This is a genomic window from Amycolatopsis silviterrae (assembly GCF_042684085.1).
In the GTDB taxonomy this organism is placed as follows: domain Bacteria; phylum Actinomycetota; class Actinomycetes; order Mycobacteriales; family Pseudonocardiaceae; genus Amycolatopsis; species Amycolatopsis silviterrae.
Genome location: NZ_JBHUKS010000012.1, coordinates 158,987 through 172,119, shown reverse-complemented (window position 1 = coordinate 172,119; position 13,133 = coordinate 158,987). Strand labels below are relative to the sequence as shown.

The following is a 13,133-nucleotide window of genomic DNA, read 5'->3' as shown; positions in this document are numbered from 1 at the left end:
GCTCTTATGAACGTGCGGCCACGAGGCCGACGCGTTGAAGGAGGTTCGATGACCGTAGTCATTGTCGCGGCGGTGGTCGTGGCGGTTCTGGTGTGCAGCTGCGTGGTGTTCCTGCGAGCGCGCGGAAGGTCGAAGCGTGGCTGAGCCCTGGCCCGCCGACCAGCTCGTGCAGGCCGCGCAGCGCGGCGACGAGGCGTCGATCGCGGTACTGGTCTCCGGCGCGTACCCGCATGTCCGGCGGTTCGCGTTCTCGTTGTGCGCGAGCAGCCAGGACGCCGAGGACGCGGCCCAGGAAGCGATGATCGTCCTGTTCCGCAAGATCGGCACCCTGCGGGCTACGGCCGCGCTGGCGTCGTGGATGTTCCGCATCGTGCGCAACGAATGCCTGCGCCGAGCGCGCGCCCTGGTACACCGCGACGAGCCGCTCCCGGAGCCCGCAGGCCCGTCCGCCGAAGACGACGTGCTGAGCAGGCTGGAAGTCGAACGCCTGTCCGCCGCCATCGCGGCACTGCCCGACGACCAGCGCGGCGTGCTGATCATGCGCGACATCCAGGGCCTGCCGGGCAAAACCGTCGCCAAGTCACTGGGGCTGAGCACGGCGGCGATGAAGTCGCGGCTGCACCGCGCCCGCGCCGCGGTCCGTGCCTGCCTGGATCTCCCGGAGGAAGACCGATGAGCACGTCGTTCGCCAGCAAGTCCCTGCCCGTCCATCTCGCCCGCGGGGCGATCGGATTCGGCCTGATCGCCGCGTCGATCGCACTGGCCCCGGTCGTCGGATGGGCCAGTCTGCTGGCGCTGCCGGTGGGCGTGCTGGCCCTGCGCGGCTGTCCGACGTGCTGGGCGATCGGGCTGGTGCAGACCCTGTCGCGCGGCCGGCTGGAGCGGACCTGCGAGGACGGGCAGTGCCGGATCTCGACGAGAGGTTCCTGAACTCGCCGGAGCCGCGAACGGTACCGCAGACGACATTCCGGCTCCGCGACGCACAAGGAATCCGGCAGTCTTCCCGCGTGTCTGCCGCTAAGGAGAGCGTTCGTCGGAGCAAACGGCCGGCGACGGATACGCACTCGCGGGGAAGTCGCGGGCCAGCACCGCACACAGCCGGTCCGTTGCCTGGCCGACGTCGATCGGCCACAGACTGACCGTGCCGTCGGCTGCGGCGGTCGCGAGGACGTCGCTGCGGCCGTTCCACGCACCGCCGCTGATCTCGGAACTCGACCCGACCAAGGTGGCCCACCGGTTCCAGTCTCCGGTCTGCCAGACGACCAGTTTGTCGTCGCCGCCTGCTGCCAGGAACCGTCCGTCCGGGCTGAAGGCAAGCAGGCCGGCCGGGGCGGTGAGCTCGGCAAGGTCGACGATGTGGCGGTTCTCCGCGACGCTCCACACCTCGATCCGCGCGTTGCCGTGCGCGATCGCCAGGAGCTGTCCGTCCGGACTGTAGGCGAGCGCACCCAGCGGTTCGGAACCGTGCGCCAGTTCGAGATCCGCCGAGCGCGTCGTGCTGTCCCATATCGCGAGGCGATTTCCGTCGTCGATCGCGACGTGGCGCCCGTCCGGGCTGTAAGCGAGATGCCGGGCAGGAACCGGAAGCTCGGCGATCGCGCGCCGGCCCGCGATGTCCCAGATCACCGTGCGCTTGGCACCGGAGAGGTAGCCGACCGCCAGACGGGAGCCGTCCGGGCTGAAGGCCGACACGCTGGGGAGAGAGCTGCCAGGCAGGGGAAGCGCGACCGGCGCGGCGTCGCCTGCGAGGTTCCGGATCGTCAACCGTTCCTCGTCGAGTTCCGCCAGCCGCGACCCGCCGTACGCGAAGGAGTATGTGCTGTTGGTTGCCCGTGCGCTCGTCACCAGGTCGTCGTGAGTGCGCTCGGACAAATGCCACTTCTGCACCGTTGCTCCGTTCAACCCGGTCCGGCCGGCCACCAGCAGGCTCCGGTCCCCGTCGGCGAACGCGACGGCGTCTCCGTCATTTCGGGTCACCAGCGGAAGCTTCGCGAGTTCCCAGACGCGGGTGGCGGTCCGGCTCGCGGCAACCACCGTGCCGGCGCCCGCCCACACTGTGTCCGTCCCTTCGCTGCTCAGTCGTACGGAGCGCTGCTGATCCACGTCCCATATCGCGATTCCGCTGCTGAGGCTGGCGACCACGAGGGTCCGGCGGTCCAGGAAAGCCAGGGAGTCCACCTCGCCGGTGCCCGGCAACTGTGCGACAAACGAGTGCGTTTCCGCGCTCCAGATCTTGACGTCGTTCGGTCCGGCCGGGATGGCCAGCCGGGAACCCGTGGGATCGACGGCGAGGGGGCGCTTGCCGAGGGCGCTGCCGGGAAACTCCGCGAGGGGCGTGCCCGCTACCGCGTCCCGCAGCACGGCGCGGTCGTAGCCGCTCGTCGTGAGCAAACTGCCGCCGTCCGGGGACAACGCGAGAGAAGAAGCGCTCTCGACACCGCTGTCCGCCGCGACGCGACTCACCAATCCAAGCGTCGTTGCGTCCCACACCGACAAACCCTGGTGCCCGTCGATGGCGATGATCCGGCTGCCGTCCCTGCTGAACGCTAAGCTCCGGATCCGTTCGCCAGCCATAGCTCCTGCAGCATGCTTGCTGGTGCGCAGATCCCACACGTCGAGGCGGCCCGACGACGACGCAGTGACGAACCTGTTCCGACCGTCGTCGAAGGCTGCAGTCGTGGCGGAGCCGCCAGGGCCGTTGGCCTCCGGCGGGGCCGCAAGCAGGGCGACGCGTTCGCGGCGAGGAACATCCCAGACGGCAATGCCGTTTTGTTCCACCGACGCCAAGCGAGCGCCGTCCTTGGACAACGCCAACGGGACGCGAGCGGGCAGGAGGCCGTGGATCGCGGGACGTCCTGCAGCGCTGAGCAGGCTGCTGCGCGCCTCTGCTGTCTCAGCGGCTCCCACCGCTTCGAGGCTCAGCCGGATGGTCTGACCGGTGTCTTCCCGGACGGTCGCCTCGGCCTGGGCGGCGAGCTGACGAGAAAGCGCGAGCTGCTGTTGTTCGGTCGCGGTCACCTGGCTGCGATGCGCTTCCCACGCCATGCCCACCGCGACGACCAGCAACACGGTGAGCCCTGCCGCGAGCCAGCGCAGCAGCCGGGTCCAGCGCTCGGTCCGCTGCCGCTGAGCGGTCTCCGCGGTCAGGCTGGCTTCCAGGAACTGCCGTTCGCGCGAGGTCATGCTGCGACGGCCGGTTTCCGCCCACTCCCGCGCGATCGCCAGCCGGGTCCCGCGGACGAGTGCGTCGGGTTCCCGGTCCATCTCCTCCCAGGCCGCGGCTGCGGCCGTAAGCTGCCGGTGGACCTGCAGGCCCGCCCGGTTCTCGGCAAGCCAGTCGCGCAGGCGGGGCCAGGCGCCGATCAGGGCCTCGTGGGTGAGTTCGACCGCGGCAGCGTCCAGGGTGATGAGCCGGGCCGCGGCCAGCCGGTCCAGGACGGCGCCGACACGGGGATCGTCGCCGAGTTCGTCCCGGGAGACCCGCCGCTTGGTCGGGCCGCTGCCTTCGCCGAGGTCTATCAGCCGGAGGAAGAGCTGCTCGGCGATCGGCCGCTCGTCCTCGGCGATCGCCGAATACTCTGCTTCGGCCGTGTTGGCCAGCGCGCCCCGGATGCCGCCGGTGGCGTGGTAACCCGATAACGCGAGCGTGGTTCCGCGGCGCCTGCGCCACGTCTCCAGCAGCGCATGGGACAGCAGCGGCAGCACGCCCGGCTCGGCATGTGCCTCGGCAACCAGTTCGGTCGCCAAGGCTCCCTCCACGACGAGTCCGGCCTGGGCCGCCGGCTTCACGATCGCGTTCCGCAGTTCCGAGGTGCTCATCGGGCCGAGCAGCACCTGGGACTCGGCGACGGCTTCAGCCAGCCCGCGATGCTCCGCGCACCGGGGATAGAAGTCCGCGCGGACGCCGATGACGACCTCGGCCGGTCCGGACGCGGCGGCCATCAGAGCGTCGAGGAACGCGGCGCGTTCGGTGGGGTCGACGCACATGGTGAACAGTTCCTCGAACTGGTCGACCACGACGACCGCGGTCCGGTCGCCGCCGACCTGACGGAGCAGAAGCCGCAGGTTGTCGGGACCTGCCTTCAATTCGTGCAGTATTCGCGTCGCGGTCGTCCGGGCCAGCGGAGCGAGTTCGAGCGCGCATTCCTCGAACGGATGCGACCCCGGGCTGAACAACACCACGACGCGGCCGGCCCGGCGAGGAACGAATCCGGCCCGCAACAGCGACGACTTTCCGGCCCCGGACGGCCCGAAGACCGCCAGGAACGGGCTGCGGGCGAGTTTGACGTCCAATTCGTCGAGCACGCGCTCGCGCCCGAAGAACCGGTACGCATCGTCGACGCGGAAGGCGCTCAAACCGACGTACGGTGCGTCTTCGGCCAGTTCCGGCGAGTTCGGCGCGCTTTCGCGGGACAGTTCCGCAGCGAGATCGTGCCAGGCCTTTTCCCACTCGCCGACGTCGCCCTGGCACGCACGGACGTAAGCGAGCGTCACCCCGAGTGTCGGGAGCTTCCGGCCGCCCGCGGCGTCCGACAGCGTCCCAGGCGCGTAGTGCGCGCGACGCGCCAATTCGCGGTAGGTCGGGCTGCCTGCCTTCTCCCTCAGCGCTCGTAAACCCAGCGCGAACTGCGTCAACGCGTCGCCGTCCGAATCCAGTGGCTGCTCACGCCTCGGCATGCGCCCTCTCCCTCCGCCCGGTTGCCATTATTCGGATGATGGTGTTCGGAGTCCAGGGGCCGACGCGGAACAACGCGCCAGGCCGGACCTGGCATTCGGAGATTTCGCCCAGCGTGAACACCGAACCGGCCGTGCGTTCTCTTTCCGGGCAAACGACGTGCGGTTGTCAGGCGATTGTCGTTCGACCGCCGCGCATCGACATCGAACAACATCCGGCAGCTAGACCTGATCTCGGCACCGCGCACCGGCGGTGCTCGTCGTGTGAGAAGCAAAGGAAGGTGCCGGATGTCCCGGACGAGTATCGAAACAATCGCTTACGAGCCGCCCACGATGGCCGAAGCCGGCGATTTCGCCGAGGTCACCCTGGGACTGCCCAACTTGGGCTGGGAACTGGACGGCAGGTGCCTGTTCGCCTGCCGCTGACCGCGCCTCGCCGACGAGCCAGGGCACGAGCCTGCACGAAGAACCAGCGATGAGGAGTCGTCATGGAAAAAGATCTGTTCGTTTACGCACCGCCGACGGTCGTGGAAGCAGGCCGTTTCGCCGAAATCACCCTAGGGCTGCCCTATTACGGGTTCGAACTGGACGGCAGGTGCCTGTTCAACTGTGCGATCTGACGTTTCGCCGCGGAATCGACGCTGATCCTCGCTGAGGATTCGGTGAACTGTGGCGTCGTGCCGGCCGGACTCTCCGCCCGGCACGGCGCCCATCGGACGAGAGGCCTTCAGATGGAGTTCATGGTTTTCCCGGATTCTCCGGCAGGCGCGCGCCTGGCCAGCGTCGTGAACGCGGCGTCGGTCCGAACCGGCACCGACCGCATCAGAAACCTGACCTACGCGTCGGGGCGGCCCTGGATCGTCGGCCGCTGGTCGAGCGAGGAAGTCACGTGCGCGGAAGCCGGCAGCAGGCGGGTCGCGCTGTTCGGTCCCGCTGCGGCGAGTCCGCGTTCGCTGGCAGCTGTGCTGGACTCTGTGCGCGATCTCAGCGACTTCGATCAGCTGGCACGGTCAACGGCAGGCAGCTTCCACCTCGTCGCGGCCATCGGCGACGGTTGCCGGGTGCAAGGCAGCGCCGGGGGAAGCCGCCGGGTCTTCCACGGCAGCCGGAACGGAGTGTCCGTCGCCGGCGACCGGGCCGATCTGATCGCCGCGTTGATCGGTTCCCGCGTCGCCAAGCGCGCGCTTGCCCGCCAGTTGCTGTCCTCGGTCATTCCGTGGCCGCTCAACGACGAGACCGTCTGGGAAGGCGTGCATCGGCTGGCCGCGGATCATTACTGGGTGCTCCGGCCGCACGGCAGCGCCAAGACGCTCTGGTGGACGCCGCCTGACCCCGCGATTCCGCTGGCAGAAGGCAGAGAAGCGATCTGCGCAGCGTTGCTGGAAGCGGTCGAGGTCCGGGCCCGGCACGGCGAGGTCACCGCGGACCTGTCCGGAGGCATGGACTCGACCAGCGTGTGTTTCCTCGCCGCCGCAGTCGTTCCCCGGTTGGTCACTTATCGGATCGAAGCCGGGGACCCCGCCAACGACGACCGCGTCTGGGCCGAGAACGCGGCTCGCTCGCTGCCCGCCGCCGACCATCGCGTGGTCGCGCGCGGTTCGCTGCCCGCCAACTTCGCCGGTCTGCTGGAACCGGACCCCGACCTCGAAGCCCCGTTTCCCTGGATACGCACTCGCGCCAGGATTGAAGACCAAGCGCGCTATCTTGCCAAGGCTGGTTCGAGCGGCCATCTGACCGGGCATAACGGCGATCAACTGTTCTACGCCATGCCGAACGTCGACCACGCGCTGCTGCGCGAGCGACCGCTCCGAGCCTGGCGCCTCCTGCACGTCAACCGGATCGCCCGCCGCTGGAAGCTGATCCCTGCCGCACGCGCGTTGCTGGACAACCGTTCCTACGGGCAATGGCTCGCCGACGCCGCGGACTCCCTCGCCCAGCCGCAGTCAGGCCCGGCGCGGCCTGACTACGACTGGGGCGCGGAACTGCGAATGCCGCCGTGGGCAACGGAAGAGTGCGGTGCCTCCGTCGCCGGCGACCTCAGGTCGTGCGCGGGAGCGATGCCGCTCCACCCGATCCGCGCTCAGCACACGGTCCTGGAGTTCGCCCGCCACGGTGCCGACGAATTGCGCCGTGCCAGCCGGATCGGCGAGCGGTTCGGCGTGCCGTGGCACAGCCCCTACGCCGACGACCAGGTGCTCCACGCTGCCCTGTCGATCAGGCTGTCCGACCGCGCGGCCCCCGATGCCTACAAGCCGGCGCTGGCTTCGGCAATGCAGGAAACCGTGCCGGAAGCGCTCCTCGCCCGTCCCACCAAAGCCGAGTCCAGCATCGACCTTTACGAGGGTTTGCAGACGCACCGAGGCGAACTGCTCGAATTGTGCGAAGACACTCGTCTCGGGCGGTACGGGCTGGTCGACGAAGTCCGATTGCGCGCGGCGGTGCTGATGCCGCACCCGCAGCCTTGGACGATGGCACCCCTCGTGCAGACGCTGGCCGCCGAAACATGGCTGCGTTCTGTCGACGCCTTCCATTCCGGCCGTGTGGCTGCCTTCGCCGCGGACAAGCTGTCACCGGCAGGAGAAGCGCTATGACACTCAGACTCGCCCCGCACGTGAACCTCGTCGACACGGGCGAAGGCACGGTCATGCTCAGCGAGAACGACGGCCGCTACTTTCAGCTCAACCGGACTGCGGCGATCTCCCTGAAACTGCTCTTGGACGGGAAAACCCTGGCCGAAGCCGCGGACCGGCTGCGCGGAAGCGCGTCACCCGCATTCGAGGAGATCATCGCAGATCTCGAGCATTTGGTGGGATCGCTGCGCGAGGCGAAGCTGGTGCTCCCATGACCATGCGGATGACGCTCGAACCGACCGCCCGAGTGCGCGGCGCCCGTCGCGTCAGGGCGATTTTCGCAGTCGCACTCGCGCGCGGCCTCGTCCGGTTGAGTCCGCGAAGGCTGCGGGCCGTCTTGACAACCGCGAGCCGGGGTGCGGGTCCGACCGACCCCGATCGAGCGCTCTTGGCTCGGAACGCTGTCGTCGCCGTGAGCAAGAGGTGCGCGGCGCAGCAGTGCTTGCAACGGTCCGTCGCCGCCGCCCTCCTGTGCCGGATGTCCGGTCGCTGGCCCACCTGGTGCACCGGGATCCGCGTCCAGCCCTTTCGAGCCCATGCCTGGATCGAAGCCGGCGGACAACCCGTGGGCGAAGAGAGCGACATGAGTCTGTACGTCAAAGTCATGGAGGTTCGTTCCCGTGCCAGGTGACGGTTCCGTGCGTTTCGGGATTCTCCTCGCTTCCGGAAAGCACCCGGGACTCAGCGACAGCGAGGTGCTCAGCCATTCGGTCACGATGGCACAGGCCGCAGAAGCCGCCGGTTTCAGCGACGTATGGGTGACCGAACATCACTTCCTCGGCTCGGTGGTGGCACCTTCGTCGATGGTGTTCGCCTCCCATTTGCTCGGCGTCACCACACGGGTCAACGTGGGAACAGCGGTCACCCTCCTCCCCCTGCACTCACCGGTGCACATCGCGGAGCAAGCGGCGCTTCTCGACCATCTCGGCCGCGGACGGTTCGTGCTCGGCGTCGGGCGGGGACTTCCGCTCGTCGAGTACGAGGTATTCGGCAGCAGCCTCGAACACTGGAACCGCGGCATCGGCGAAGCCCTCGACGTGGTCCGGCGGGCATGGGCGGGGAGCGTCGAAGCCGACTCCGACCTCTACCGGTTCGGAGCAGTCACTGTTACTCCGACTCCCCGCAGCGCCGACGGGCCGCCGACCTACCTCGCTGCCGGTTCAGCGGACTCGATCGCCGCCGCCGCGACCCGGGGCCTGCCGATGCTGCTCTATTTCGACAAGGACGCGCCGGCCAAGAAGGAAATGATAGACCGCCACGCGGCGATCGCACGCGCGAGCGGCCATTGCGCACCGGCCGGTTTCGACCACGCGTTCGCAGTCATGACCCACGTCGTCGACACCGAGCAGCAAGCACGGGCGATTGTGCGTAACAAGGCGCGGAGTTCGGTCCTGGCGAACAACGATTTCCACAGCCTTCTCGACCGGCGGGCAAAGCCGGAGTTGAGCGAACGGCAACAAGAAGAGGCGATTGACCAGATCTCCAGCCAGCTATTGAAAACCCAAGCGGTCGGCGATGTCGACACCTGCGCCGGCCACCTCGCACATGCCATCCGGACCTGCGGCGCGACCAGAGTGCTGTGCCAGGTCGAAGCGGGCCCGGACCACCGGAGCTCCCTGCGCAACCTCGATCGGCTCGCCAGCGAGGTGTTCCCTCAGGTACGGAAACAAGTGGAAGGGGCGCACTCGTCTCGGCTGACGCCGCGATGATCACGCAACGCCCGATCACTGCCTGGCAGCAAGCCGCGCCGACCGGATCCGGGTCCGCGGCGACGGACCCGGCCTGGGTCCTCGGGCCGCTGACGCGCCCGCCGCCGTCTCTTCGGTGCGCGACGATCCGCGACGCGATCTGCCCATTACGGACGAGAGGGACGGGCCAGCGCGCCGGTCCTCAGTCCTTGAAACGCCGACGACCTGCCGCGAAGTTCGCTGGCAGGCCGTCGCATAGTGCTGTGGGCGATACTGGGATCGAACCAGTGACCTCTTCGGTGTGAACGAAGCGCTCTCCCGCTGAGCTAATCGCCCGCTCGCGGTGCGAAGTCAGAGTACCGCACGACTTTCGGGGGCCTGCAAACGGGTGGTTTGGCCTGACTACAGCGCGTCTGCCTGCGAATACGGTCCGAACAATCCCGAGCTAGCCGAGGCCCTGTCCGGGAGGGGGCGCGTGCGGCCGTCCGCGACATCCGTGCGACGGTGCTATCGCACAGCGGCCGAACCGCGCAAGATGTACTGGTGGCTCCCCACCGGGCGCCCGCTGAAGGCTGCGCGGCACGGACGGCGACGGACCGGACGGACCTCGGGGCAGACGGTCTCGAACGGGTGATCTCGAGCGCACTCGCGACGGATCCGGGCCCTCGGTGCGTCTCACCGTTGTCCTCGGTCGTCCGGGCCGGGAAGGGAGACGAAGGGTAGGACGATGCGCAACGATCACGTGACGCTCCGCTCGACGGCGGTCTTCGACCTGCTGGCGCCGCGGACCCCGGCGGTTCCGGTGAAGGTGGAGCTGCGCTACGACACCCGCGACCCGTACGCCGTCGTCGCCGCTTTCCGCACCGGGCGGGCCGGCTGGGTCGAATGGGTTTACGCGCGCGACCTGCTCGCCGACGGCCTGCTCGCCGACGCGGGCGACGGGGACGTCCGCATCCGGCCTTCGGTGGAGGACCCGGAGTCGGTCCTGATCGAGCTGAACTCGCCGTCCGGGCACGCCATGTTCGAGGCGTCCGCGCAGGAGCTGGCCGACTTCCTGGACCGCACCTACGACGTCGTGCTGCCGGGCAACGAGCATCTGTGGGTCGACGTCGACGACGCGCTCACCCACCTGATCCCGAACGATCTGGCCTGATCACCGGCCCGCGGGCGGGCGGGCAACCCCCCGGTGGCACGGCGGTCGCCGGGGTCGGATATGGTTCTTTCACACCACGGCGACGAGGTGCGGGCCGGAATCGCGAGATTCCCGGTGCGCCCCGGAGCCGCAGGTACGCGGACGTAGCGCAGCTGGTAGCGCATCACCTTGCCAAGGTGAGGGTCGCGGGTTCGAATCCCGTCGTCCGCTCGGAGGGCTCAAGCCCCATGCGGTGGAGTGGCCGAGAGGCGAGGCAACGGCCTGCAAAGCCGTGTACACGGGTTCGAATCCCGTCTCCACCTCGCGCGATTAGCTCAGCGGGAGAGCGCTTCCCTGACACGGAAGAGGTCACTGGTTCAATCCCAGTATCGCGCACCATCGTGATCCGGAAGCCCTGCTTCTCTTCGGAGGAGCAGGGCTTCCGTCGTTGCCGGGGTTCGCCGGTCAGGTCAGGGGCAGTTCGGCGATGGCGTCCGCCAGGTGCGCGGCGGTGTCCCCGGCGGCCCATACGTGGCCGTCCGGGCGCAGCAGCACGGCGGCGGTCCCTGGCCAGGGCAGTTCAGTCTCGTACAGCCGGAGGTCCGTGTTCGCGGCCAGGTCTTTGACCTCCGGGGTGGCTTGCCCGGCCAGCAGCACCGGGCGGCCCTCGCGCACCAGGTGCAGCTGCTCGCGGGTGGCCGGGAAGCGCTGGCCGGCGAGCGGATGGGCGCCTGGATAGCGCACGTCGAGCGCGGTCACCGTATTGGCCAGCTCGGTCGCCACGTCGGGGTGGGCGCGCAGGAGGTCCGTCATGAACCGGCGCAGGGCTTGGCCTTCTTCGGTGGTGGCGGTGATCAGCGCGGTCTGGGCCTTGGTGTGCTCGCCCAGTGCGACGCCGACGGGGTGGCGTTCCGCGTGGTAGGTGTCCAGCAAGGACGCGTCCGCCCAGCCCTGCTGGACCGCGGCCAGCTTCCAGCCCAGGTTCATCGCGTCCTGCAGGCCCACGTTCAGCCCCACGCCGCCCGCCGGGAAGTGCATGTGCGCGGCGTCGCCAGCCAGGAACACGCGGCCCTTCCGGTACTCCCCCGCGAGCCGGGTGGCGTTGCCGAAGCGGGACAGCCACTCCGGCGAGTGCGGGCCGAAGTCGGTGCCAGCGATCTGTTTCGCTGTCTCCCGAAGGGAATCCAGGGTCGGCTCGACGTCAGCTGCGGCATACCCGGTGACGCGGTAGCGCCCGCCCGGGAGCGGGGCGACGAGCAGCGCGCCGTGTTCGTTGTGCCAGAAGCCCAGCCGCTCCGGCGGGTCGGTCAGGTCGACGTCGCCGAGGAAGCCGAAGACGGTCGAGTCGGTGCCGGGGAAGGCGATGCCCGCCGCCTGGCGCACCGTGCTGCCCGCGCCGTCCGTCCCGACCACGTAGTCCGCGGTGATCTCGTACTCGCCGTCCGGGCCGTTGACTCGCAGTGTCACACCATGTTCGTCCTGGCTCAGCCCGGAAACCCGGTGCCCGCGCCGGATCACCGCCCCGACGGCCAGTGCGTGCTGTTCGAGCAGTTCCTCGGTGCGCACCTGCGGATGCGCCAGCAGGAACGGGAACGGCGTGTCCAGCCCGCGGAAGTCCAGCCGGGCGGGCAGCATGCCGAAGTGCCCCTCCGGCACGGGAATCCCGCCGTCGAGGAAGGCCTGTTCCCTCCCCCGCATCGCCAGCACCTCGACCGTGCGCGGGTGCATGGCCAGTGCCTTCGAATGCGGGCTGCGCTGCTCGGCCCGTTCCAGGACCAGCGGCCGCCCGCCGCCCAGGGCCAGCTCCGCCGCCGTCCACAGCCCGACCGGGCCCGCGCCGACTACGACCGTGTCGTATGTGTTCACAGTTGTTCTCCGCTGAGTTGAGGTGGGCCGCGTGCGCGCGGCATTACATACTGGTAGTGCGGTTGCACCCGGAGGAGAGGGAATTGAGATGGCACCAGCCCGACAGATCACTGGTCCGTGCCAGGCATGGCCGGAGGACAGCGCCTTCGTCCGGGAAGTGCTCGACCGCATTGGTGACAAGTGGACGGTGCTGACGATCAGCACCCTGAGCGCCGGCTCGCTGCGCTACTCCGACTTACAGGCGAGCGTTCTGGGGATCTCCCAGCGGATGCTGACCCAGACGCTCAAACATCTCGAACGCGACGGCCTGATCACCCGGACCGCGTACGCCGAGGTCCCGCCGCGAGTGGAGTACGCGCTGACGGACCTGGGCCGGTCGCTGATCGACGCGGTGCGGGCGATGGCTGATTGGGCTGTCGCGCACCACGGCGAGATCGCCGGCAATCGGGCCGCCAGCGAGCTGACCGGAGTCGGCCGGGCCAAGCTTGTTCAGGACACCCGCTCCAGCAACTCCGCGTAGGCAGCGACTTTCCGCGCGCCCGGGGCGGCCACCCGGCCGTCGAGGACAACGAACGGAACGCCGGTCGCGCCCAGCTCCGTCCCTTCGCGACGGTCGGCGCGCACCCGGTCGGCGTACTCGTCGCTCGCGAGGATCTCGCGTACCCGCCGCCCGTCCAGTCCGGCCGACTCCGCGACGGCTGCCAGCGCGTCCGGGTCGAAGGGGTTGAGGGTGCCGGCGAAGAAGCCGTCCTGCACGTCGGAGAAAAACTCGAAGCCGCGGCCCTGATCATTGGCGTACTGCACCACGCGATGCAGGTCGAACGTGTTGGCAGTTAAGCGATCCGGAGTGTATTCGAGCCCCTCTTCGCGAGCCATGGCTTGCATCTGGCGCTCTGCCCGGAGGACGTGCGCGGCCGTGCCGCCGTGGGTCCGGAGGAAGCTCTCCTCGTTCTTTTCCGGCTCTCGCGGCGCGTCTGGGTCCAGTTCGAAGGACCGCGGCACGATCGTGAACCGTTCCGCGTCCGGGCGCTGCGCGATCGCAGTCCGGAGCCGGTGCTTTCCGAGATAGCACCAAGGACAGCCGAGGTCGGCCCACATCTCGATGACGACCTGCGACCCCTCGGGTCGTGCGACCATCTTCCT

13 protein-coding genes and 4 tRNA genes are annotated in these 13,133 nt (G+C 69.1%); 13 read left to right on the top strand and 4 right to left on the bottom strand.

Going from position 1 to position 13,133, the window contains the following annotated elements:
* The first annotated feature begins 136 nt into the window (after positions 1-136).
* Positions 137-676, top strand: a complete 540-nt coding sequence (locus ACFSVL_RS18255; RefSeq protein WP_378305626.1) for an RNA polymerase sigma factor — start codon at positions 137-139, stop codon at positions 674-676.
* Entirely contained in the window at positions 673-930 is a 258-nt protein-coding gene (locus tag ACFSVL_RS18250; RefSeq protein ID WP_378305624.1) for a hypothetical protein, read from the top strand. The genes ACFSVL_RS18255 and ACFSVL_RS18250 overlap by 4 nt, the downstream gene beginning before the upstream one ends.
* Positions 931-1,017: 87 nt before the next feature.
* On the opposite strand, the gene ACFSVL_RS18245 is transcribed toward ACFSVL_RS18250, so the two are convergent.
* Positions 1,018-4,677 (bottom strand): nSTAND1 domain-containing NTPase, encoded by a 3,660-nt coding sequence (locus tag ACFSVL_RS18245; RefSeq protein ID WP_378305622.1) that lies wholly within the window; start codon positions 4,675-4,677, stop codon positions 1,018-1,020.
* A gap of 285 nt (positions 4,678-4,962) precedes the next feature.
* On the opposite strand from ACFSVL_RS18245, the gene ACFSVL_RS18240 reads away from it, so the two are divergent.
* The 6 genes from ACFSVL_RS18240 (at position 4,963) to ACFSVL_RS18215 (ending at position 9,013) form a co-directional block, all read left to right on the top strand.
* Positions 4,963-5,100 carry a lasso RiPP family leader peptide-containing protein gene (locus tag ACFSVL_RS18240; RefSeq protein ID WP_378305620.1) on the top strand — a complete coding sequence of 46 codons (138 nt, stop codon included), beginning with the start codon at positions 4,963-4,965 and terminating at the stop codon, positions 5,098-5,100.
* A 62-nt stretch (positions 5,101-5,162) separates the two neighbouring features.
* Positions 5,163-5,294, top strand: a complete 132-nt coding sequence (locus tag ACFSVL_RS18235) for a lasso RiPP family leader peptide-containing protein (protein ID WP_378305618.1) — start codon at positions 5,163-5,165, stop codon at positions 5,292-5,294.
* Positions 5,295-5,405: 111 nt separating this feature from the next.
* The gene (locus ACFSVL_RS18230; RefSeq protein ID WP_378305617.1) at positions 5,406-7,265 is read left to right on the top strand and encodes an asparagine synthase-related protein; all 1,860 of its coding nucleotides are present in this window, start codon (positions 5,406-5,408) and stop codon (positions 7,263-7,265) included.
* Positions 7,262-7,519, top strand: coding sequence for a lasso peptide biosynthesis PqqD family chaperone (locus ACFSVL_RS18225; RefSeq protein WP_378305615.1), 258 nt, complete (start codon positions 7,262-7,264; stop codon positions 7,517-7,519). Before ACFSVL_RS18230 ends, ACFSVL_RS18225 begins: the two co-directional genes overlap by 4 nt.
* Positions 7,516-7,935: a lasso peptide biosynthesis B2 protein gene (locus tag ACFSVL_RS18220; RefSeq protein WP_378305613.1), complete on the top strand. Its 420-nt coding sequence runs from the start codon at positions 7,516-7,518 to the stop codon at positions 7,933-7,935. The genes ACFSVL_RS18225 and ACFSVL_RS18220 overlap by 4 nt, the downstream gene beginning before the upstream one ends.
* 7 nt (positions 7,936-7,942) lie before the next feature.
* Complete coding sequence (locus tag ACFSVL_RS18215) at positions 7,943-9,013, top strand: LLM class flavin-dependent oxidoreductase (protein ID WP_378305611.1); 1,071 nt, start codon at positions 7,943-7,945, stop codon at positions 9,011-9,013.
* Between the two features lie 243 nt (positions 9,014-9,256).
* On the opposite strand, the gene ACFSVL_RS18210 is transcribed toward ACFSVL_RS18215, so the two are convergent.
* A tRNA-Val gene (locus ACFSVL_RS18210) sits at positions 9,257-9,328 on the bottom strand.
* 391 nt (positions 9,329-9,719) lie between these two features.
* On the opposite strand from ACFSVL_RS18210, the gene ACFSVL_RS18205 reads away from it, so the two are divergent.
* From ACFSVL_RS18205 to ACFSVL_RS18190, 4 genes are all read left to right on the top strand, one after another.
* The gene (locus tag ACFSVL_RS18205; protein WP_005159130.1) at positions 9,720-10,145 is read left to right on the top strand and encodes an SsgA family sporulation/cell division regulator; all 426 of its coding nucleotides are present in this window, start codon (positions 9,720-9,722) and stop codon (positions 10,143-10,145) included.
* A gap of 137 nt (positions 10,146-10,282) precedes the next feature.
* A tRNA-Gly gene (locus ACFSVL_RS18200) sits at positions 10,283-10,355 on the top strand.
* 21 nt (positions 10,356-10,376) lie between these two features.
* Positions 10,377-10,447: transfer RNA gene (locus ACFSVL_RS18195), tRNA-Cys, on the top strand.
* A gap of 1 nt (position 10,448) precedes the next feature.
* A tRNA-Val gene (locus ACFSVL_RS18190) sits at positions 10,449-10,523 on the top strand.
* Positions 10,524-10,589: 66 nt separating this feature from the next.
* Here ACFSVL_RS18190 and ACFSVL_RS18185 read toward each other — a convergent pair.
* Positions 10,590-11,990 (bottom strand): FAD-dependent monooxygenase, encoded by a 1,401-nt coding sequence (locus ACFSVL_RS18185; protein WP_378305609.1) that lies wholly within the window; start codon positions 11,988-11,990, stop codon positions 10,590-10,592.
* Between the two features lie 88 nt (positions 11,991-12,078).
* Between ACFSVL_RS18185 and ACFSVL_RS18180 the strand changes: the two genes are divergently transcribed.
* The gene (locus ACFSVL_RS18180) at positions 12,079-12,510 is read left to right on the top strand and encodes a winged helix-turn-helix transcriptional regulator (protein WP_378305607.1); all 432 of its coding nucleotides are present in this window, start codon (positions 12,079-12,081) and stop codon (positions 12,508-12,510) included.
* Here the strand turns inward: ACFSVL_RS18180 and ACFSVL_RS18175 are convergent.
* A complete protein-coding gene (locus ACFSVL_RS18175; protein ID WP_378305606.1) occupies positions 12,480-13,127 on the bottom strand; it encodes a DsbA family oxidoreductase in 648 nt (215 codons plus the stop codon). The genes ACFSVL_RS18180 and ACFSVL_RS18175 overlap by 31 nt on opposite strands.
* Positions 13,128-13,133 lie beyond the last annotated feature (6 nt).

Excerpts from the sequence above, each read along its gene's own strand:
- ACFSVL_RS18250 (WP_378305624.1), top strand. The coding sequence starts at position 673 with ATGAGCACGTCGTTCGCCAGCAAGTCCCTGCCCGTCCATCTCGCCCGC.
- ACFSVL_RS18245 (WP_378305622.1), bottom strand. The coding sequence starts at position 4,677 with ATGCCGAGGCGTGAGCAGCCACTGGATTCGGACGGCGACGCGTTGACG.
- ACFSVL_RS18240 (WP_378305620.1), top strand. The coding sequence starts at position 4,963 with ATGTCCCGGACGAGTATCGAAACAATCGCTTACGAGCCGCCCACGATG.
- ACFSVL_RS18235 (WP_378305618.1), top strand. The coding sequence starts at position 5,163 with ATGGAAAAAGATCTGTTCGTTTACGCACCGCCGACGGTCGTGGAAGCA.
- ACFSVL_RS18230 (WP_378305617.1), top strand. The coding sequence starts at position 5,406 with ATGGAGTTCATGGTTTTCCCGGATTCTCCGGCAGGCGCGCGCCTGGCC.
- ACFSVL_RS18225 (WP_378305615.1), top strand. The coding sequence starts at position 7,262 with ATGACACTCAGACTCGCCCCGCACGTGAACCTCGTCGACACGGGCGAA.
- ACFSVL_RS18220 (WP_378305613.1), top strand. The coding sequence starts at position 7,516 with ATGACCATGCGGATGACGCTCGAACCGACCGCCCGAGTGCGCGGCGCC.
- ACFSVL_RS18205 (WP_005159130.1), top strand. The coding sequence starts at position 9,720 with ATGCGCAACGATCACGTGACGCTCCGCTCGACGGCGGTCTTCGACCTG.
- ACFSVL_RS18180 (WP_378305607.1), top strand. The coding sequence starts at position 12,079 with ATGGCACCAGCCCGACAGATCACTGGTCCGTGCCAGGCATGGCCGGAG.
- ACFSVL_RS18175 (WP_378305606.1), bottom strand. The coding sequence starts at position 13,127 with ATGGTCGCACGACCCGAGGGGTCGCAGGTCGTCATCGAGATGTGGGCC.